18 protein-coding genes are annotated in these 18329 nt (G+C 70.2%); 9 read left to right on the forward strand and 9 right to left on the reverse strand.

Annotated elements, in window-relative coordinates:
- Nucleotides 1-77: 77 nt before the first annotated feature.
- Nucleotides 78-638, forward strand: a complete 561-nt coding sequence (locus ABZ749_RS00450) for a TetR/AcrR family transcriptional regulator (protein WP_357221140.1) — start codon at nucleotides 78-80, stop codon at nucleotides 636-638.
- Nucleotides 639-764: 126 nt separating this feature from the next.
- On the opposite strand, the gene ABZ749_RS00455 is transcribed toward ABZ749_RS00450, so the two are convergent.
- Nucleotides 765-2204: a GuaB1 family IMP dehydrogenase-related protein gene (locus ABZ749_RS00455; protein WP_357221143.1), complete on the reverse strand. Its 1440-nt coding sequence runs from the start codon at nucleotides 2202-2204 to the stop codon at nucleotides 765-767.
- 153 nt (nucleotides 2205-2357) lie between these two features.
- Nucleotides 2358-2954 carry a LysE/ArgO family amino acid transporter gene (locus tag ABZ749_RS00460; protein WP_357221146.1) on the reverse strand — a complete coding sequence of 199 codons (597 nt, stop codon included), beginning with the start codon at nucleotides 2952-2954 and terminating at the stop codon, nucleotides 2358-2360.
- 70 nt (nucleotides 2955-3024) lie between these two features.
- Between ABZ749_RS00460 and ABZ749_RS00465 the strand changes: the two genes are divergently transcribed.
- Complete coding sequence (locus ABZ749_RS00465) at nucleotides 3025-3918, forward strand: LysR family transcriptional regulator ArgP (protein WP_357221149.1); 894 nt, start codon at nucleotides 3025-3027, stop codon at nucleotides 3916-3918.
- 16 nt (nucleotides 3919-3934) lie between these two features.
- Here ABZ749_RS00465 and ABZ749_RS00470 read toward each other — a convergent pair whose 3' ends face one another.
- Nucleotides 3935-5686, reverse strand: coding sequence for a biotin carboxylase N-terminal domain-containing protein (locus ABZ749_RS00470; protein WP_357221153.1), 1752 nt, complete (start codon nucleotides 5684-5686; stop codon nucleotides 3935-3937).
- Between the two features lie 150 nt (nucleotides 5687-5836).
- Here ABZ749_RS00470 and ABZ749_RS00475 point away from each other — a divergent pair, with 150 nt between their 5' ends.
- The 3 genes from ABZ749_RS00475 (at nucleotide 5837) to ABZ749_RS00485 (ending at nucleotide 8304) form a co-directional block, all read left to right on the forward strand.
- Nucleotides 5837-6448: a PadR family transcriptional regulator gene (locus ABZ749_RS00475; RefSeq protein ID WP_357221201.1), complete on the forward strand. Its 612-nt coding sequence runs from the start codon at nucleotides 5837-5839 to the stop codon at nucleotides 6446-6448.
- 122 nt (nucleotides 6449-6570) lie between these two features.
- Nucleotides 6571-7530, forward strand: coding sequence for an ATP-binding cassette domain-containing protein (locus tag ABZ749_RS00480; RefSeq protein ID WP_355009464.1), 960 nt, complete (start codon nucleotides 6571-6573; stop codon nucleotides 7528-7530).
- A gap of 18 nt (nucleotides 7531-7548) precedes the next feature.
- Nucleotides 7549-8304: an ABC transporter permease gene (locus ABZ749_RS00485; RefSeq protein WP_357197966.1), complete on the forward strand. Its 756-nt coding sequence runs from the start codon at nucleotides 7549-7551 to the stop codon at nucleotides 8302-8304.
- Between the two features lie 64 nt (nucleotides 8305-8368).
- Here ABZ749_RS00485 and ABZ749_RS00490 read toward each other — a convergent pair whose 3' ends face one another.
- The 5 genes from ABZ749_RS00490 to ABZ749_RS00510 all read right to left on the reverse strand — a co-directional run bounded on the left by ABZ749_RS00490 (nucleotide 8369) and on the right by ABZ749_RS00510 (nucleotide 13130).
- Nucleotides 8369-9022: an O-methyltransferase gene (locus tag ABZ749_RS00490; RefSeq protein WP_357221156.1), complete on the reverse strand. Its 654-nt coding sequence runs from the start codon at nucleotides 9020-9022 to the stop codon at nucleotides 8369-8371.
- Nucleotides 9019-9687 carry a Maf family protein gene (locus tag ABZ749_RS00495; protein ID WP_357221159.1) on the reverse strand — a complete coding sequence of 223 codons (669 nt, stop codon included), beginning with the start codon at nucleotides 9685-9687 and terminating at the stop codon, nucleotides 9019-9021. Before ABZ749_RS00495 ends, ABZ749_RS00490 begins: the two co-directional genes overlap by 4 nt.
- Nucleotides 9688-9846: 159 nt before the next feature.
- Nucleotides 9847-10890 carry a type VII secretion-associated serine protease mycosin gene (mycP, locus tag ABZ749_RS00500; protein WP_357221204.1) on the reverse strand — a complete coding sequence of 348 codons (1044 nt, stop codon included), beginning with the start codon at nucleotides 10888-10890 and terminating at the stop codon, nucleotides 9847-9849.
- 1495 nt (nucleotides 10891-12385) lie between these two features.
- Complete coding sequence (locus ABZ749_RS00505) at nucleotides 12386-12844, reverse strand: hypothetical protein (protein WP_112581897.1); 459 nt, start codon at nucleotides 12842-12844, stop codon at nucleotides 12386-12388.
- A gap of 91 nt (nucleotides 12845-12935) precedes the next feature.
- Nucleotides 12936-13130 (reverse strand): acyl-CoA carboxylase subunit epsilon, encoded by a 195-nt coding sequence (locus ABZ749_RS00510; protein ID WP_357221162.1) that lies wholly within the window; start codon nucleotides 13128-13130, stop codon nucleotides 12936-12938.
- Nucleotides 13131-13220: 90 nt separating this feature from the next.
- Here ABZ749_RS00510 and ABZ749_RS00515 point away from each other — a divergent pair, with 90 nt between their 5' ends.
- Complete coding sequence (locus ABZ749_RS00515) at nucleotides 13221-15272, forward strand: serine/threonine-protein kinase (RefSeq protein ID WP_357221164.1); 2052 nt, start codon at nucleotides 13221-13223, stop codon at nucleotides 15270-15272.
- A 65-nt stretch (nucleotides 15273-15337) separates the two neighbouring features.
- Nucleotides 15338-15565: a hypothetical protein gene (locus tag ABZ749_RS00520; RefSeq protein WP_357221167.1), complete on the forward strand. Its 228-nt coding sequence runs from the start codon at nucleotides 15338-15340 to the stop codon at nucleotides 15563-15565.
- 83 nt (nucleotides 15566-15648) lie between these two features.
- Here ABZ749_RS00520 and ABZ749_RS00525 read toward each other — a convergent pair whose 3' ends face one another.
- On the reverse strand, nucleotides 15649-16401 hold the full coding sequence (locus tag ABZ749_RS00525; RefSeq protein ID WP_112625147.1) for a GH25 family lysozyme: 753 nt from the start codon (nucleotides 16399-16401) through the stop codon (nucleotides 15649-15651).
- A gap of 172 nt (nucleotides 16402-16573) precedes the next feature.
- On the opposite strand from ABZ749_RS00525, the gene ABZ749_RS00530 reads away from it, so the two are divergent.
- The gene (locus tag ABZ749_RS00530; RefSeq protein ID WP_357221169.1) at nucleotides 16574-17308 is read left to right on the forward strand and encodes a M50 family metallopeptidase; all 735 of its coding nucleotides are present in this window, start codon (nucleotides 16574-16576) and stop codon (nucleotides 17306-17308) included.
- A gap of 36 nt (nucleotides 17309-17344) precedes the next feature.
- Nucleotides 17345-18328 carry a 2-dehydropantoate 2-reductase N-terminal domain-containing protein gene (locus ABZ749_RS00535; protein WP_357221171.1) on the forward strand — a complete coding sequence of 328 codons (984 nt, stop codon included), beginning with the start codon at nucleotides 17345-17347 and terminating at the stop codon, nucleotides 18326-18328.
- The last annotated feature ends 1 nt before the right edge of the window (nucleotide 18329 follow it).

Here is an 18329-nt window from a genome sequence, read left to right on the forward strand (position 1 = left end):
CTCCTCAGGGGAAACTTGTCAGTGACAAGATTGCGCGTCAGATGCTCATCTTGTCAATGGCAAGATAGGCTTGGCGCATGAGCGGAACCCGCGCCTACCACCACGGCGATCTGCGCCGCGCCCTGCTCGCCGCGGCGCTGGAGGTCGTCGGGGAGGTCGGACCCGCCGCGCTGAGCCTGCGCGACCTGGCTCGCCGGGCCGGTGTCTCGCACGCCGCGCCCGCACACCACTTCGGCGACAAGGCGGGCCTGCTCACCGCGCTCGCCGCCCAGGGCTTCGACCTGCTCGCCGAGACGTTGACCGCGGCGGATGACGACCTGCTGGAGGCCGGCGTCGCGTACGTCGACTTCGCGGTCACGCACCGGGCGTACTTCGAGGTGATGTTCCGCCCGGAGCTCTACCGGGCCGACGACGCCGAGCTGATCGCGGCGCGGAGCCGGGCCGGCGCCGCGCTCCGCTCCGGAGTGGCCGCGCTGTCGAACGGTGGCGCGCCTTCCGACACCGACCGGGACTCGCTCGCGGCCTGGTCGATCGCGCACGGCTTCGCCACCCTCTGGCTGGCCGGCGCTCTGCCCGACCGTGTGGGCGACAACCCCCGCGAGGCAGCCCGCGCCGTGCTGCGCCGCCCCTCAACCTGACGCCGAGGCCCACCCGGCCAACCCCGCCCACACCCTCCCTTGCCGTTGATCATGAAGTTATTGCCACGACACGCCGATGTGGAGGGCAATAACTTCATGATCAACAAGGGTGGACAGTGGGGTGGGCTACCAGCTGGTGGGGAGGGGCATTCCTTCGGTGAAGCCGGCGGCGCTCTGCACGCCGACGATCGCCCGCTCGTGGAACTGGGTCAGGTTCCGTGCGCCGGCGTAGGTGAAGGCGCTGCGTACCCCCGCGATGATCTCGTCGATCAGGTCCTCGACACCGGGGCGGGTCGGGTCCAGGTGCATCCGGGCCGAGGAGATGCCCTCCTCGAACACCGCCTTGCGGGCCCGGTCGTACGGGCTGTCGTCGGCAGTCCGGGCGCTGACCGCCCGAGCCGAGGCCATTCCGAAGCTCTCCTTGTACCGCCGGCCGTCCGCGTCGGTGTAAAGGTCACCGGGGGACTCGTAGGTGCCGGCGAACCAGGAACCGATCATCACGTTCGACGCGCCGGCGGCGAGCGCGAGCGCCACGTCCCGGGGGTGCCGCACCCCGCCGTCGGCCCACACGTGCCGGCCCAGTTGGCGGGCCGCGGCAGCGCAGTCGAGCACGGCGGAGAACTGCGGTCGACCCACGCCGGTCATCATCCGGGTGGTGCACATCGCCCCCGGGCCGACGCCGACCTTGATGATGTCCGCCCCCGCCTCCACCAGGTCGCGTACGCCCTCGGCGGTGACCACGTTGCCCGCCGCCACCGGCACCCCCGGGTCCAGCTTCCGGACCGCCTGAAGTGCGGAGATCATCCGTGCCTGATGGCCGTGCGCGGTGTCCACTACCAACGTGTCCACCCCCGCCTCCAGCAGCGCCGCCGCCTTGCCGGTCACGTCCCCGTTGATCCCGACGGCCGCCGCGATCCGCAGCCGGCCCCGGTCGTCCACCGCCGGTGTGTAGAGGGTGGCGCGCAACGCGCCCTGTCGGGTCAGCACCCCGACCAGCCGACCCTCGGCGTCCACCACCGGGGCGAGTCGGCGACGGCCCGCCGAGAGCAGATCGAAACCGGTACGAGGATCCGCGTCCGCCGGAACGGTGTGCAGCTCGGTGGACATCACGTGACGCAGTTGCGCGAAGCGGTCCACGCCAGTGGTGTCCGCCTCGGTGACCACACCCATCGGCCGGCCGTCGTCGTCGACGACGATCACCGCACCGTGCGAGCGCTTGGGCAGCAGGTGGATGGCATCGCCCACGGTCTCGGTCGGGCCCAGCGTGATGGGGGTGTCGTAGACCAGGTGGCGCTGCTTGACCCAGGCGACGACGTTGGCCACCACCTCGATCGGAATGTCCTGCGGGATCACAGTGATGGCACCCCGGCGGGCGACAGTCTCGGCCATCCGCCGTCCGGCGACCGCGGTCATGTTCGACACCACCAACGGAATGGTGGTGCCGGTGCCGTCGCCGGTGGAGAGGTCGACGTCGAGTCGGGAGCCCAGATCGGAGCGGGCCGGCGCCATGAAGACGTCGGTATAGGTCAGGTCGTGCGCGGGAGCCGCGCCGTGAAGGAACCGCACCCGGCAATCATTCCCGCTCGCGGTCGGTTCCACCGCCGGTGGTCGCGGAAAACACTCGCATCGTCGACGGTCCTGGTCCCGGTGGCGAGTCGGTGCTCGCCGGAGGAGCCGGGCGGCCGGTGGGGTGCCACGGCGAGTCCGGGTACGAACGGGTCAGCCCAGCAGGAGTGCCACGGCGAGCCCGGCCATCACGACGGCGATGACCGCGTCCAGCACCCGCCAGGCGGCGGCGCGGGCGAGCAGCGGCGCGAGGCGCTGCGCGCCGACGCCGAGCGCGGTGAACCAGGCCACACTGGCCAGAACGGCGCCGGCGCCGAAGACCCACCGGTGCGGGTGTTGCTGGGCCACGCTGCCGAGGAGCAGCACGGTGTCCAGGTAGACGTGCGGGTTCAGGTAGGTGAAGGCGGCGCAGGCGAGCAGGGTCGCCCCCAACGTGGCCGGCGGCCGCTCGGTGGGCAGCAGGGCGCCGGGACGCAGGGCGCGGCGGGCGGCGAGCCCCGCGTAGCAGAGCAGGAAGGCGGCTCCGCCCCAGCGGATCGCCGTCAGCAGGCCCGGTCGGCCGGTCACCAGCGAACCGACCCCGGCCACCCCCGCCATGATCAGCAGCGCGTCCGAAGCGGCGCAGGTCAGCACCACGGGTACGACGTGCTCGCGTCGCAGGCCCTGACGCAGGACGAAGGCGTTCTGGGCGCCGATGGCGACGATGAGCGCGATGGAGACCGAGAAGCCGGCGACGGCGGAGGTGAGCACGGAGTCGACGCTAGGACCGTCGACGGTCACCAGTCCAACTAAAGATTCTCACGCAACTTAAGCTCAGCTGATGGAAGGTCTCGACTCGGCGCAGCTTCGGACACTCGCGGCCGTGGTGGCGGAGGGCAGCTTCGACGCGGCGGCCCGGCTGCTGCACATCACGCCGTCGGCGGTGAGCCAACGGATCAAGACGCTGGAGGAGACCGTCGGCCAGGTGCTGGTCCGCCGTGCCCGTCCATGCGTGGCGACCGACGCCGGTCGCCCGCTGCTGCGCCTGGCCGGCCAGCTCGCGCTGCTCGAACGGGAGGCCCTCGCAGATGCCCGCGGCCCACTGGCCGGCGGTGGTCGGATCCGGGTCGCCGTGGTGGTCAACGCGGACTCGCTGGCCACCTGGTTCCCCGCCGCGCTGGCCCGGTTGCCGCAGCGGGCCGGGCTCTCGTTCGACCTGCGGCAGGACGATCAGGACCACACCGCCGAGCTGCTGCGCGACGGTTCGGTGACGGCGGCGGTCACCGCCCAGCGGGAGGCCGTGCAGGGCTGCCGGGTGCTGCGACTCGGGGCCGTGCGCTACCGCGCGTTGGCCACAGCGGAATTCGCGGCGTCCCACTTCCCCGGAGGATTCGCCGCCGCCGCGCTGGCGAGCACCCCGTTGTTGGTCTTCGACCGGAAGGACCGGGTGCAACATCGGTTCATCCGGGCGGTGGTCGGTCGACCGCTCGACCCGCCGGTGAACTACGTACCGTCGGTGCCGGCGTTCAGCGAGGCGATCCGGCTCGGGTTGGGCTGGGGTCTGGTGCCGGAACAGATCGCCCAGGCCGACCTGACCGCAGGTCGCTGTGTCGACCTCGCGCCGGGCCGACACCTCGACGTTCCGCTGTACTGGCAGCACTGGCGGCTGGAGTCGGACGTGCTCAACGCCCTGACCGTCGCCGTCCGCGAGGTCGCCGCCGAGACCCTGCGCTGATCGTCCGCCGGACGGCTCAGGCGATGGTGCAGATGGGAGCACCGGCGGTGATCACGGCGCCGACCTCGGCGCTGAGGCCGCTGACCGTACCCGCCTTGTGCGCGTGCAGCGGCTGCTCCATCTTCATCGCCTCGAGCACCACGACCAGATCACCCTCGGCCACCGTGTCGCCGTCCGCCACCGCGATCTTGACGATGGTGCCCTGCATCGGCGAGGTGAGCGAGTCGCCGCCGACCGGGGCGCCGGCCTTGGCGCCGCCACCGCGCCGGGTCGGCTTGCGAGCGGCGGGTGCCGCGGTGGTCGTACTCCCGCCGAAGCCGGCGGGGAGGCTGACCTCGATGCGCTTGCCGCCCACCTCGACCACGACGGTGTCGCGCTCGGCCGGCGCCTCGGCGGTGCCGGCGGCGGCGCTGAACGGCGGCACCGTGTTGTGGAACTCGGTCTCGATCCACCGGGTGTGCACTGTGAAGGGCTCGGCGGTGAACGCCTCGTCCCGCACGACGAGCCGGTGGAACGGCAGCGCGGTGGCCATCCCGTCGAGGACCATCTCGTCCAGCGCGCGGCGGGCGCGCTCCAGCGCCTCGGTCCGCGTCTCACCGACGATGATCACCTTGGCGAGCAGTGAGTCGAAGTTGCCGCCGATCACGTCGCCGGCCGAGATGCCGGTGTCGACCCGCACACCGGGCCCGCTGGGCAGGCGCAGCGCGGTGACAGTGCCGGGGGCGGGCAGGAAGTTGCGGCCCGGATCCTCGCCGTTGATCCGGAACTCGATCGCGTGCCCGCGCGGCGTCGGGTCCTCCGTGATCCGCAGCTTCTCGCCGTCGGCGATCCGGAACTGTTCGCGGACCAGGTCGATGCCGGCGGTCTCCTCGGTGACCGGGTGCTCGACCTGGAGCCGGGTGTTGACCTCCAGGAAGGAGATGGTGCCGTCGACGCCGACCAGGTATTCCACGGTGCCGGCGCCGTGGTAGCCGGCCTCGCGGCAGATCGCCTTGGCGCTCTCGTGGATCTGCGCGCGCTGGGCGTCGGTGAGGAACGGCGCGGGCGCCTCCTCGACGAGCTTCTGGTGACGCCGCTGCAACGAGCAGTCCCGGGTGCCCACCACGATCACGTTGCCGTGCTGGTCGGCGAGGACCTGCGCCTCGACGTGCCGGGGCTGGTCGAGGTACCGCTCGACGAAGCACTCGCCCCGGCCGAACGCCGCGACCGCCTCCCGGGTGGCCGACTCGAACAGTTGCGGGATCTCCTCCATCGTGCGGGCGACCTTGAGGCCGCGCCCGCCACCACCGAAGGCGGCCTTGATGGCGACCGGCAGGCCATGGTCGACGGCGAAGGCCATCACCTCGTCCGGGCTGGCCACCGGGTCCGGGGTGCCGGGGACCAGCGGTGCGCCGGCCCGCTGGGCGATGTGCCGGGCGGTGACCTTGTCGCCCAGGTCACGGATCGCCTGCGGGGTGGGGCCGATCCAGGTCAGCCCGGCGTCCATGACGGCCTGGGCGAAGTCGGCGTTCTCACTGAGGAAGCCATAACCCGGGTGTACGGCGTCGGCGCCGGCCCGAGCGGCGACGTCGAGCAGCTTGTCGATGCGCAGGTAGGTCTCGGTCGCGCTGTCCCCGCCCAGCGCGTACGCCTCGTCCGCGAGGGTGGCGTGCAGGGCGTCGCGGTCGGAGTCCGCGTACACGGCAACGCTGCCCAGGCCGGCGTCGCGGCACGCGCGGATCACCCGGACGGCGATCTCGCCGCGGTTGGCGATGAGTACCTTGCGCACCTTCGTGGCTCCTCCCGGGCAGGTTACTGACGGGGAGTGTATCGGCCGCCCACTGCGGCCCTAACGATCGCTCAGTGTGGGATGGCGCACTGCACCCGCCACGGGTTAGTCAAACTTGGCTATTACGCTTATCGGGTGTCTTCGACTCGGATGATGATTCTCGGTCTGGTGCGGTGGATGCAGCCCGTGCACGGCTACGACGTGCGCCGTGAGCTGCTGAGCTGGAGCGCCGACAAGTGGGCGAACGTGCAACCCGGATCGATCTATCACGCCCTGCGCAAGCTCACCGAGGAAGGGCTGCTCCGCGCCGTCGCGACCGAGCAGGTGGGCGCCCGTCCCGCGCGGACCACGTACGAGGTGACGGTCAAGGGGGAGGACGAGTTCGAGACGCTGCTGCGTAACTCCTGGTGGACCATCAGCGAGCCCGTCGACCCGTTCGTGGCCGCCTTCTCCTTCCTGCCGGCCATGCCGCGCGCCGAGGCGGCCGCCGCCCTGCGTAACCGGGCCAACCTGCTGCGCGCCGGCGTCGAGTCCATGCGCGCCTCGCTGGAGTCGGACTGGGTGCGCAACCGCAAGCCGGTGCACGTGGCCTGGATGTTCGAGCTGTGGTCGGCGCGCGCGGAGGCGGAGATGACCTGGTGCGAGCGGATCGCCGAGCGGATCGATTCCGGAGTGTCGTACCTGCCTGCTGAGCTGGACGAAGCGCAGGGTTGGACGGGGTGGAGGGACGGCCTGGAGTCGCCCGGCTCCGACGCGAAATAATCAACGTTGACTAGAAAAGTTATATCGCGTTAGCCTACTGACGGCACAGCGGGGGATTGCGCCGTCCGGCGTCGACCCAACTCGACGGCCGGCCCGACCGGCCCGAACGACCAGGAGCAGAGATGATCGAGACCAGGGGGCTGCGGAAGTCGTTCCGCTCCCGCGCGGGTCGAGAGACGAAGACGGTGGACGCCGTGCGGGGCGTCGACCTTGACGTTGCCAAGGGTGAGATCTTCGGCTTCCTCGGCCCGAACGGCGCCGGCAAGACCACCACGCTGCGGATGCTCGCCACGCTGATCGAGCCGGACGGCGGCGAGGCCACCATCGCGGGCGCCGACCTGCGCAAGGACCCGGCCGAGGTGCGCCGCCGCATCGGGTACGTCCCGCAGGGCGGCAGCACCTGGGACGAGTCCACCGCCCGCGAAGAGCTGGTGCTGCACGCCCGGATGTACGGCATCAGCAAGGCCGACGCGCAGCGGCGCGCCGCCCGCGCCCTGGACGCCTTCCAGCTCACCGAGTACGCCGACCGCAAGTGCAAGACCTACTCCGGCGGCCAGCGTCGCCGGGTGGAGATCGCCCTCGGCATCATCCACGAGCCGAAGATCGTCTTCCTGGACGAGCCGACCACCGGCCTCGACCCGCAGAGCCGCGCACACATGTGGGACGAGATCCGCCGGCTCCGCGCCGACGGCATGACCGTCTTCATCACCACTCACTACCTGGACGAGGCCGACGCGCTCTGCGACCGGATCGCGATCATGGACAACGGCGAGGTGGTGGCCGAGGGCACCCCCGCCGAGCTCAAGCGGGAGATCTCCGGCGACGTGGTGCTGGTCGGTCTCGACCTGGCCGCCACCCCGCAGGCCGCCCAGACGCTCGACGGCGAGCCGTACGTCAACAAGCTGGAGACGGTCGACGAGGGCGGCCTGCGCCTCTACGTCGACGAGGGCGCCACCGCCATCCCGCAGGTGCTGCGCCGACTCGACCACGCCGGGCTGGAGCTGCGCTCGATCGAGCTGCACCGACCCAGCCTGGACGACGTCTTCCTCACCAAGACCGGCCGCTCGCTGCGCGAGTCCTGACCACCGGAGACGACTCTCATGAAATTCGCCCGTGACACGTGGCTGATCTTCCAGCGCCAGATCCAACTCCTGCTCCGCAACCCGGTCTGGGTCTTCGTCGGTGTGTTCCAGCCGGTCATGTACCTGCTGCTCTTCGCCCCGCTGCTCAAGCCCGCACTGAACGCGCCCACCCAGGCGGCCGCCTACAAGATCTTCGTGCCGGGTCTGCTGGTGCTCCTGGCCATCTTCGGCGGACTGTTCCAGGGCTTCGGCCTGATCGCCGAGCTGCGAGCCGGTGTCATCGAACGCTCCCGGGTCACCCCGATCAGCCGGCTCGCCCTGCTGCTCGGCCGCTCGCTGCGCGACGTGGTCTCGCTCCTGGTGCAGGCCGTCATCATCACGCTCCTGGCGCTCATCTTCGACCTTCGGGTGTTCCTCGGGGACCTGCTGCTGGCGTACCTGATGCTCGCCCTGATCGCCCTCATGACCTCGGCCGTCTCCTACGGCGTCGCCCTCAAGGTCAAGAGTGAGGACGCGCTGGCCCCGCTGATGAACACCGTGGCACAGCCGGTGCTGCTGCTCTCCGGCATCCTGCTGCCGCTGACCTTCGCGCCCGGCTGGTTGCAGGGCATCGCCAACTGGAACCCGTTCTCCTGGGCGGTCGACGGCACCCGGGCGCTGTTCGCCGGTGACCTGGGCAGCGACAAGGTCTGGCAGGGCCTCAGCATCACCGCTGTCCTCGCCGCGCTGGGCGTCTACTGGGCTGCCCGCCAGTTCGCCCGCAGCGTCCGCTGACGCCGGGTTTCTGACAGGGGTGTCCCTCTGGTGGGGACACCCCTGTCGCTGCGGGCAGCGTCGGTCAGCGGACCCGGGCGAGGGTCAGGCCGTCCGCGATCGCCAGCATCACCGGGTCCACCCGTACGTCCGCGAGGACCTCGTCGTTGAACGCGGCGATGGCCCGGTCGCCGGCGTCCTGCGGGGCGATGACCCGCCCGCCACGCAGGACGTTGTCGACGGCGATCACCCCACCCGGCCGCATCCGGGGCACCAACTCGGCCCAGTAGATCGGGTAGCCGGTCTTGTCCGCATCGATGAACGCGAAGTCCAGGTGCCGCTCGTGCGGCAACTCCCGCAGCCCGTCCGCGGCCGGGCCGATGCGCAGGTCGATCAGATCCTGCACGCCGGCCCGCGCCCAGTAGCGCCGGGCGATGCCGGTGAACTCCTCGGAGATGTCGAAGCAGGTCAGTTGCCCACCCTCGGGCAACCCGCGGGCGATCGCCAGAGACGAGAGCCCGGTGAACGTGCCGACCTCGACGGCCTGGCGCACGCCGAGCAGCCGGGTGAGAAACGTCAGGAACGCGGCCTGCTCCGGAGCCACCTGCATGGTGGCGTGCTCGGGCAGCACCGACCGGGTCTCCTCGGCCAGGTCACGGATGATCTCGTCCGGCGGGGAGCCGTGTGCGACCAGATAGGCGTGCAGCTCGTTGGTGAGCGGGATCGACTTGATGGTCATGACCGGACGTTACCGATCGGCTCGACCATTTGGCCGCCCGGCGCGACAGTCGTCCACAGGTCGGTGATCCGCAGATCCAGCTCGGCGAGGAGCCGGCGCAGCAGCGGCATCGACAGCCCGACCACCGTCCCCGGGTCACCCTCGATCCGTTCCACGAACGGCCCACCCAGCCCGTCGATCGTGAACGCGCCAGCCACCGCCAGCGGCTCACCGGTGGCCACGTAGGCGGCGATCTCGTCGTCACTGATGTCAGCGAAGTGGACCGTCGTCGACGCGACCGCCTCCGCGCGCCGGCCCGCAGTAACGTCGACCAGGCAGTGCCCGCTGTGGAGAACGCCGCTGCGTCCCCGCATCCGCAGCCACCGCCGGGTAGCGTCCGCGGCATCCGCCGGCTTGCCGAGGATCTCCCCGTCGAAGGCGAGCACCGAGTCGCAGCCGATCACCAACGTCCGCTGATCGGCGGCCGCATTAAGCCGGGTCAACACCGCCTGTGCCTTCAGGCGAGCCAACTCCAGGCACAACTCCTCGGCCCGCTCGGTCACCACCAGGGACTCGTCCACCCCACTGACCAGCACCTCCGGCTCGACACCGGCAGCCTGGAGCAACTTACGACGGGCAGGGCTCGCCGATGCGAGCACGAGGCGGAGCGGCAAAGTCTCAGACACCACCCCGACGTTACCGCCCAGCCACCCACCAGGACCGACACCCCGCCGCCGGGTGGCCCGCCCCCATGATCCACTCGACTTACAGGAAAACGCGCTATCCCATCGCCCCGGACACCGCGTTTTCCTGCAAGCCGAGTGGATCACCGCTTCGCCGATCGTTCAGCGACTGATTCTGGGTGGCGGATCATCGCCACGTCGACGCCGCCGCGCTATCACGGCCCACCCGACCCCGGCAGCCACGAGCACCCCGAGAGTGGCCAGCCCACGCGCGGTCGCGCTATCGCTCTCATCACCCGGCTGAGCGCCAGCCGTCGTGGTCGGGCCAGCACCGGCCGGAGCGCTCACCGATTCAAACCCAAGCGGCGGTACGTCTGCCGTCAGCGCCGCCACAAGATCAATCACTCCATAGCCGTACTCGTCGTCACGCCCAGGAGGGCCCTTGTCGACGGCGGTAGCCGTGAGCCGGTGCGCCACCTCTCGGGCCGGCAGGTAGGGGTACTTGGACCTGATCAACGCAGCCGCGCCCGCAACGATCGCCGTCGCGTCAGAGGTGCCGGTGCCTTTGCGGTACTTGCCGTCGATACTCGTGCTGTAAATGTCAACGGCGGGCGCAACCACGTCAATCTCCGGCCCAGACACTGAAAAGCTGGCGCGAATCCCGTTTTGATCTATGCCGCCTACAGCTACCACGCCCGGATAGGCCGCCGGAAAGCTAACATATTTGTCCCGAGGGCCATTGCCTGCTCCTGCAATCACGACAACATTCGCTTGCGCTGCCATTTCGATGGCGCGTCTTAGTCGATTATTTGGTCCCGCTACGGAGGAGACGCTAATAACCGAAGCGCCCTTGGCCACAGCAAAGTCGATCCCGGCCGCAAGGTTGTCGCTGTCACCATCTTGATCTGTTCGGCTGGTGCGGATTGGTAGAATTTTTGCCTCTGGGGCGATGCCAAGGGCACCGAGATTTACGGACTGTCCGTGAGCGGCGATTAGCCCGGCCATTCCGGTGCCGTGGCTGCTTTCGTCCTGCCAGCCGTCGCCGCCGGGAAAGACGATGTCGGTACCGGTTAGGAGGTTATCGCGAAGGTCAGGGTGCGGTGTGACGCCGGTGTCTGGCACGGCCACAATTACGCCCTCGCCTTTGCTTAACCTTTGAGCTTCGTGGGTCTTTAGATAGTCCAGGTGCCACTGATCCTTGCGTATCCGCTCGGCACCATTCGGTTGAGGATCGTTCTGAGCTGACGCCGGGGCTGGAAGTAACGTGAATGTGAGGCTGAGACTGGCTAGCAGCACTCCAGAGGCATGCAGGGTCAACGGTCTAGACCGATAGTCGGGCCAGGGTCGATGGGGCCCTCATCGTTCGGTGGTCGAACGATTGGCGCGACGCCTTCGTCTGTCGTCCAGGGGTTGTCAGGATCCCGGCGGCGCCTTTCCGCGTCTGGATCTATCCGGAAACCGGGCCTTGAGGGTGCTGCTCGAGTGGGGTTTTGGCCGGCGCTGGGACCGATGCTGGAGCCGAAGCCGAAGGGAGGGGTTCCCTGAAGCGCGTTCGAGCCTCGGCCGCCTCCAGGGCGCGAGCCCGCGCCGCCAGTGGGCCCTGTCCCAGCGCTGCCGCCGCCTATTAAACCGCCCACCGGGTTAATGCGGCGGGGTGCGCCGGTACCGGATGCAGGAGGGCCAAATCCCATCGCAGGCACCCCGCCGATTAGGCCGCCAGGAGGCATCGGGCGCGGTTGCGCCGCAGGTTTGCCCGCGGAGCCTGTGGCGCTGGCTGGAGGGTTCACTGAGTGAGGCTGCCAACGCGATGCCCCAGAAGCATCACCACGCGCGGATCCTGCAGGCGGTAGGGGTGTCACCCCGACTCCAGGCGTTGAACCGGACACTGCTGGCGGTGTAGCTCCGATTGGCGGGACAGGAGTTGTGGAGCCAGGAGTGATTACGTTACCTGTTCCGCCAAGAACTGGGCCGACGCCGGGGCTTGTTATCGGCCAGCCTTGACCTGCAGAAGTCCGAGGGCGAGTAGTAGGAGCCTTCGGGAGAGGTACCGCTATTACTGGAGGAATTACAGGAGCAGCAGCAGTTCCGCCGTAAACATTGACCTCGCTCTGATCGATCCCGGGATTTGCCTTGGGCGCCACGGGGGGTTTTTGGAGGGTTGCTTGGGCTTGTTGGAGTTCGCCGCTCAGGTTGAACATCATGGAACGGGCCTGCACGTTCAGCCGTTCCAGTTCTCCGTCAGCAACAGGTGGTGTGGTGGCCCGGTTGCCCATCACCGCTTTCGGGTCGGCGACCATCGACTCGTACGCCTGCTTCTGCTGGAACTTGGTCGCGTACTCCTCGTAGATCTTGTGGAGTGCGGCGCGGGTGGTGCCGATGGCCTGTGTTGCGGCGGAGAGCGCTGTGTAGTTCGCGGCGGCGGCGTCGTGGGTTCGCTGCACCTTGTCGACGAGGTCGTCGAGTTCGGCGAGGTACGTGCGGGAGGCGGCGCTGGTTTCGGGGGGCCACGCCTCGGCGAGTCCGCGTCGGTACTGCTGGAGGCGGCCGAGGTGGGTTTGCGCCAGGTCGCAGACCTTGCGCCAGCCGGCGACCTGCTTCCAGTGGTTGGCGGTGTCGTGGTCCTGGAGGCAGGCCCACATGCTGTTGACGTCCATGAGGTGCCAGTCGGTGAGGCCGGAGGTGCGGCCGGTGCCCCGTTCGATCACGGCAGGACCACCGGCCCTTCGGCGTCGGGGCTGGTCGGGTCGGTGAGGGTTGGCGTCGGGCCGCCGGGGAGGACGCTGGCCGGGTTGGCGAGGGCTCGTTGCACGTCGACCACTCGGGCGGCGGTGAAGGCGTCGCTGTCGGCGTAGTGGGTGGCGACCTGATCGGCGGCGGCGGCCAGGTGGCCGGTGGCGCCTCGGACGGCGTACACCATGTCGGCGGTGGCCTGCTGCGTCTCGTGGTGGGCGTGCAGGAAGGTGACCAGCTCGATGAAGGCGTCACACGGGTTGGGCAGCTTCGCCGACATGTCTTCGGCGATGTACGACAGGTGCGGCGCGTAGTTGCTTTCGACCTCGGCGGCGAGCCGGTCGGCGAACTCTCTGAGCTGGCTGATGTCGGCTTCGATGCCGCCGTAACCGCGTAGCCAGGGTGCTGGCCGGTCCTCTTCGGGGATCATGGATCCTCCCTACCCGTAACGGCACCGTTTCCCTGAGTGAGGTTAACGGCTCAACGCCACCCTGACAGCCCCCGTACGGCAGGTCTCGGGGTCAGCGGGGCAGGCCGGTGGCGCGCCACCCGCGGGAGCCGCCGGGTCGACCGCTGCGTGCCCAGGCGGACGCGGTCGCCGGGACGGGGGCGGCGGCCGGACGGGTTCGGACGATGATCGCCCCCACCAGAGCGGCCAACTCCTCGGCGGTGGGCACGCCGCGGACGACCCGGAACAGCGGCTCTTCGGCAGACATGCCGCCAGGGTACGCGGCGCGAAGTTACCCGAAGCGCACAGTGGCGTGCCGGCGGTGTGAGCGTCAGCGGGTCCGGGTACCGTCTCACCGATGTCGAACGCGCTTCCCCAACTCGTCGCTGACCGATACCGGCTCCTGTCGCCGCTCGGCCAGGGCGGCATGGGCAGGGTGTGGAAGGCGCGCGACGAGGTGCTGCATCGGGACGTCGCCATCAAGGAGCTGGTGCCGCCGCCCGGTCTCACCGATGAGGAACGCCGCGAGATGCGGGAGCGTTCGTTGCGGGAGGCGCGGGCCATCGCCCGGCTCAACCACGCCAACGTCGTCCGCATCTTCGACGTGCTGCGCACCGACGGCGATCCGTGGATCGTCATGGAGTACGTGGCGTCGAAGTCGTTGCAGGACACTCTCGCCGAGGACGGCCCGGTGTCGGTGGCCCGCACTGTGGAGATCGGCCTGGGCGTGCTGGGTGCGCTCAGCGCCGCACACAAGGCGGGCGTCATGCACCGCGACGTGAAGCCCGGCAACGTGTTGCTCGGCGACGACGGTCGGGTGGTGCTGACCGATTTCGGTCTCGCCACGATCCCCGGTGACCCCAACGTGACCCGCACCGGCATGGTGCTCGGCTCGCCCGCGTACATCTCGCCGGAGCGGGCCCGGGACGGCACCGCAGGGCCGGAGGCCGACCTGTGGTCGCTGGGCGCGACGCTCTACGCGGCGGTCGAGGGCAAGTCTCCGTACGCCCGGCCGTCGGCGATCGGCACCCTGGCCGCGTTGGCCACCGAGCCGATTCCGCCGCCGAAGAACGCCGGTCCGCTCAAGGCCGTCCTCAACGGGTTGCTGCGCAAGGACCCGAACGAGCGGATCACCGCCGAGGTGGCGGAGCGGTTGCTGCGCCGCGCCGGGGGCAAGCGGTCGCGTGGCATCTCCCTGCTCGATGGCGTACGCCGGCCTGGGCCGAACGGTCCGCGCGAGCCGCGCCTGCCGGTGGTGCCGGCCCCGCGACCGGCCGAGAGTGTCGACCGGCCGGTGTCACCGCCGCCGGCCGCCGCCGCGACCACCTCCGCCGCCACCTCCGGTGCCGCCGCCACCTCCGGTGCCGCCGCGACCCCCGCCGCCGATGCCACGCCGACGGCCGTCGTTTCCGGTGCGGTCGCCGACCCAACCGCGGTCGTGCCGGCCGAGTCGGCGGCAACGGCCCCGGCCGAGCCGACCGCCACGATCGACCGACCGTCCGACGCCGCTCCGTCCGACGCCGCTCCGTCCGACGGCGAGCCGACCGCGAAGGTCACGGCCGCGCCCGACACGAGCGGCGACGGTACGACGAACGTCGACGACGAGCCGACGGTTGTCGACGGTCCGCCGGTGGCTCCGGAGCAGCGCAAGCCGACCACGCCGACGTCGCTCATGCCGCCGCTCAGTCCGGCCGGCCGTGCGTCGGTGCCGCCCTCGGATGGCACGAAGCCGAACAACACCCGACGTAACCTGCTGATCGGTGCTGTGGTCGCCCTGCTGCTGATCGGTCTCGTGGTGGTCGTGCCGATGCTGACCAAGGACGACGACAAGACCCCGCAGGCCAACCCGACCAGCGCTGCCGCGACCTCCGCGCCTGCGCCGACCTCGGCTGCGGCGCCTCCGCCGCCCACCAGCGGTGCCCCGAGCCCGTCCGCCTCGGCCACTCCCTCGGTCGACCCGAACGCGTTGCCGGCGGGCTGGAAGCTGCACCGGGACCCGGAAGGTTTCGCCCTGCCGATCCCCGACGGTTGGGTGCGCCGCGACGCCGGTCAGAACACTGTCGTCTTCGACGAGTCCAACGGGCCGGGGGAGCTGCTCGTCCAGTGGACCCCGACGCCGAAGAAGGACGCCTACGCCGACTGGAAGAGCATCGAGGGCGGCCGCAAGAACGAAGTCAGAAATTATCAGTACCTCAGCATCGAGCGCTGCACCTTCTGGAAGACCTGTGCGGACTGGGAGTGGCTGGAGACCCGGGACGGGCAGCGGATCCACGTCCGTAACCGAGGGTTCGTGACGGCCAGCAACCGGGGCTACGCGCTGCGGTGGGAGATCGCGGAGAAGGACTGGCAGGCCAACCTGCCGAACTTCGACCGGATCGCAAAGGGTTTCGTGCCCGACCGCCAGGACTGAAAATCCTTCGCATGACCTTCCGTCGTCGTGGGTAATTGACAGTCGACGACGGAAGGAGGCACGACATGCGTTACCGACGGAGGGACGCTCGGCCTCGGCTGGCACTGTGGATGCTCGTGGCGCTCGGCGACGCGATCCTGCTGCTGGTCAGCGCGGGGGTTTCGGTGCTCGTCGCACTGCTCGGCGTCGTGATCGTTGCCGGCTTTGGTGTTGCTGCCTGGCGCTTGACCCGCAGGGGCGCGCTGGCTCGTGAGGACGCTGTGGTGCCGGCCCTGAGTCGGCGGCGGGTCTGACCCGTACCCGGTGGTGTGGCGGCAGCCGGACCGATTGTCGACCATGATGGTGATCGTCGATCCCGCTGCCGCCAACGGCCCGGTCAGGTGTTGTTGGCCAACGCGATCAGGCGGCTCCGGTCGCCGTTCCAGTAGTTGCGGTCCACGTTGCCGCTGATCCCGGAGACCGCGCCGGTGCTGGTGTACTGCCAGAAGCTCCACACCGAAGCCCCGGCCGGCAGGGCGCCGGGCGTGCTCGACCAGCGGGCCAGCCAGAGCGGGTGGTTCGCCCACGGGCCGGTCCAGCTACCGGTGCACTGGTTCCACCAGCTGGTGGTGGTGTAGATGACCGCGTACCGGCCGGTGCGGGAGCGGTAGGTGTTCAGGAAGTCCTGCACCCAGTTGCGCATACCGGTGGTGCTGAGCCCGTAGCAGTAGCCGCCGGCGTACGGATTGCCCTCGATGTCCAGGGCCGCCGGGAGGGTCCGGCTGTCCGCCGACCAGGCGCCGCCGTTGGAGGCCAGGTAGTTGGCCTGGGTGGAGCCGGCGGAGATGTTCGGGCGGGCGAAGTGGTACGCCCCGCGGATCACCCCGGCGTTGTACGAGTTGACGTAGTTGGCGTTGAAGTTCGGGTCCTTGTAGCTGGTGCCCTCGGTCGCCTTGATGAAGGCGAACTGGATGCCGGCGTTGCGGACGCTTGTCCAGTTGATGCTGCCCTGGTAGCGGGACACGTCGACACCGGGTGTGGTGGCGGCGGCCGCCGGTCCGGCGGTCGCGACCAGGGCCGCCGCCGCGGTGGCGAGGACGGTGAGGCCGGCCGCGAGCGCGCGGCGCAGCGATGATCGGGTACGGGCCATGAATGCCTCCAAGAGGATCGCTCTATCGACAATCATCTTTGGAGCTTAGTGCCCTAGATCGCAAGTGCGATCGGAAAAAAGCTTCATCGGCGGACGTCAGTCGCCCCACTGGCCGACATGCGAGCCGGTGCCTCGGTAGCGACACGGAACGCCGCCGGTAGGCTCGCGCCCCATGATGTCGATCGACGGACTGGGCGAGAAGTGGGACACGCTGTTCGGCGCGCAGCCGGACCCGCCCGCGCTGCTGGTGCTGATCACCGGAGCCGTCGCGCTGGTGGTGGTCTCCACCCGGCTGCCGTGGCGGATCGCCCGTAATGCCGTCACCATCGCGCACGAGGGCGGGCACGCCCTGGTCGCCCTGCTCACCGGCCGCAAGCTGCGCGGCATTCGACTGCACTCGGACACGTCCGGGCTGACGCTCTCCGCCGGCCGCCCCACCGGGCCGGGCATGATTCTCACTCTGCTCGCCGGGTACGTCGCACCGCCGCTGGTCGGGCTGGCCGGGGCCTGGCTGCTCGGTGGTAACCGGATCACCCTGCTGCTCTGGGTGGCCGTGGTGCTTCTGCTGGCCATGCTCGTCATGATCCGCAACGCCTTCGGTGTGGTGTCGCTGCTGGTCACGGGCGCCCTGGTGTTCGCCGTCTCCTGGTACGCGACGCCGCAGGTCCAGGCCGCGTTCGCGTACACCGGGGTGTGGTTCCTCCTGCTCGGTGGGGTGCGACCGGTGGTCGAGCTGCAACGGCTGCGCTCGCGGGGCCGGATGCCCGCCTCCGACGCCGACCAGCTCGCCGGGCTCACCCCGTTCCCGCCGCTCTTCTGGGTGGGCGTCTTCGCCCTGGTCAACGTGGCGGCGCTGATCGCCGGAGCGCTCCTGCTCGCCGGCCCGTTCCTCCCCACGTCGCCCTAGCCGCCTCGCTCCGGTCGATCCGGGCAGAATGAGGCAATGCGATACCTGATCATCGGCGCGGGTGCGGTCGGCGGGACCATCGGCGTACGGCTGGCCCAGGCCGACCGGGACGTGACGGTGGTGGCCCGTGGTGCGCACCTGGAGGCGATCCGAGCGCGGGGCCTGACCCTTCGGCAGCCCGAGGGTGAGGTCACCGCCCGGCTCGCGGCGGTGGACCGGCCCACCGACCAGCCGCTGCCGGCGGACACCGTGCTGATCCTCACCGTCAAGTCACAGGACACCGCCGGCGCGTTGGCCGCCTGGGTGGACGCTCCGGTGGTCGGCGGCGGCACGGCGGGAGAACGTCTGCCGCTGGTGACCGCGCAGAACGGGGTGGCCAACGAGCGGGCCGCGCTGCGCCTCTTCGCCGACGTGCACCCGGTCTGCGTCTGGCTGCCGGCCACCCACCTGGACCCGGGTGTGGTGGTCGCCAACGGGTACCCGCATCCCGGGATGCTCCACATCGGGCGGTACCCCGGAGGCGCCGACGACACCGACCGGGCTGTCGCCGCCGACCTGACCGCCGCCGGCTTCGTCGCACCGGTCCGCACCGACGTGCTGCGCTGGAAGTACGGCAAGCTGCTCAGCAACCTCGGTAACGGCCTGCAGGCGTTGCTCGGCCGGGACATCCCGGACGCGCTGGTCGAGCGGGTACGCGCCGAGGGCGTCGCCGCGCTCGCCGCCGCCGGCATCGCGCACACCTCCCCGGAGGAGGAGAAGGCCGAACGCGGCGACCTGGTCGGGCAGCGCCCGGTCGACGGCGAGGCCCGCTCCGGCGGCTCCACCTGGCAGAGCCTGGCCCGGGGCACCAGCTCGACCGAGGTCGACCACCTCAACGGTGAGATCGCGCTGCTCGGCCGGTTGCACGGGGTGCCGACGCCGGTCAACGCCGCGGTGCAGCGGGCCGTACGCCGGGCGGTCCGGGAGCGGATCGGGGCCGGCGCGTTCCCGCTCGACGAACTGGAAAAGTCGATCGCCTGAC

This window comes from Micromonospora sp. NPDC047753, assembly GCF_040642735.1.
GTDB lineage: Bacteria > Actinomycetota > Actinomycetes > Mycobacteriales > Micromonosporaceae > Micromonospora.

Bases quoted from the DNA above. Each gene is read 5' to 3' on its own strand.
- ABZ749_RS00450 (WP_357221140.1), top strand. From the start codon at position 78: ATGAGCGGAACCCGCGCCTACCACCACGGCGATCTGCGCCGCGCCCTG.
- ABZ749_RS00480 (WP_355009464.1), top strand. From the start codon at position 6,571: ATGATCGAGACCAGGGGGCTGCGGAAGTCGTTCCGCTCCCGCGCGGGT.
- ABZ749_RS00485 (WP_357197966.1), top strand. From the start codon at position 7,549: ATGAAATTCGCCCGTGACACGTGGCTGATCTTCCAGCGCCAGATCCAA.
- ABZ749_RS00475 (WP_357221201.1), top strand. From the start codon at position 5,837: ATGATGATTCTCGGTCTGGTGCGGTGGATGCAGCCCGTGCACGGCTAC.
- ABZ749_RS00530 (WP_357221169.1), top strand. From the start codon at position 16,574: ATGATGTCGATCGACGGACTGGGCGAGAAGTGGGACACGCTGTTCGGC.
- ABZ749_RS00510 (WP_357221162.1), bottom strand. From the start codon at position 13,130: ATGTCTGCCGAAGAGCCGCTGTTCCGGGTCGTCCGCGGCGTGCCCACC.
- ABZ749_RS00505 (WP_112581897.1), bottom strand. From the start codon at position 12,844: ATGATCCCCGAAGAGGACCGGCCAGCACCCTGGCTACGCGGTTACGGC.
- ABZ749_RS00520 (WP_357221167.1), top strand. From the start codon at position 15,338: ATGCGTTACCGACGGAGGGACGCTCGGCCTCGGCTGGCACTGTGGATG.
- ABZ749_RS00535 (WP_357221171.1), top strand. From the start codon at position 17,345: ATGCGATACCTGATCATCGGCGCGGGTGCGGTCGGCGGGACCATCGGC.
- ABZ749_RS00490 (WP_357221156.1), bottom strand. From the start codon at position 9,022: ATGACCATCAAGTCGATCCCGCTCACCAACGAGCTGCACGCCTATCTG.
- ABZ749_RS00515 (WP_357221164.1), top strand. From the start codon at position 13,221: ATGTCGAACGCGCTTCCCCAACTCGTCGCTGACCGATACCGGCTCCTG.
- ABZ749_RS00525 (WP_112625147.1), bottom strand. From the start codon at position 16,401: ATGGCCCGTACCCGATCATCGCTGCGCCGCGCGCTCGCGGCCGGCCTC.
- ABZ749_RS00465 (WP_357221149.1), top strand. From the start codon at position 3,025: ATGGAAGGTCTCGACTCGGCGCAGCTTCGGACACTCGCGGCCGTGGTG.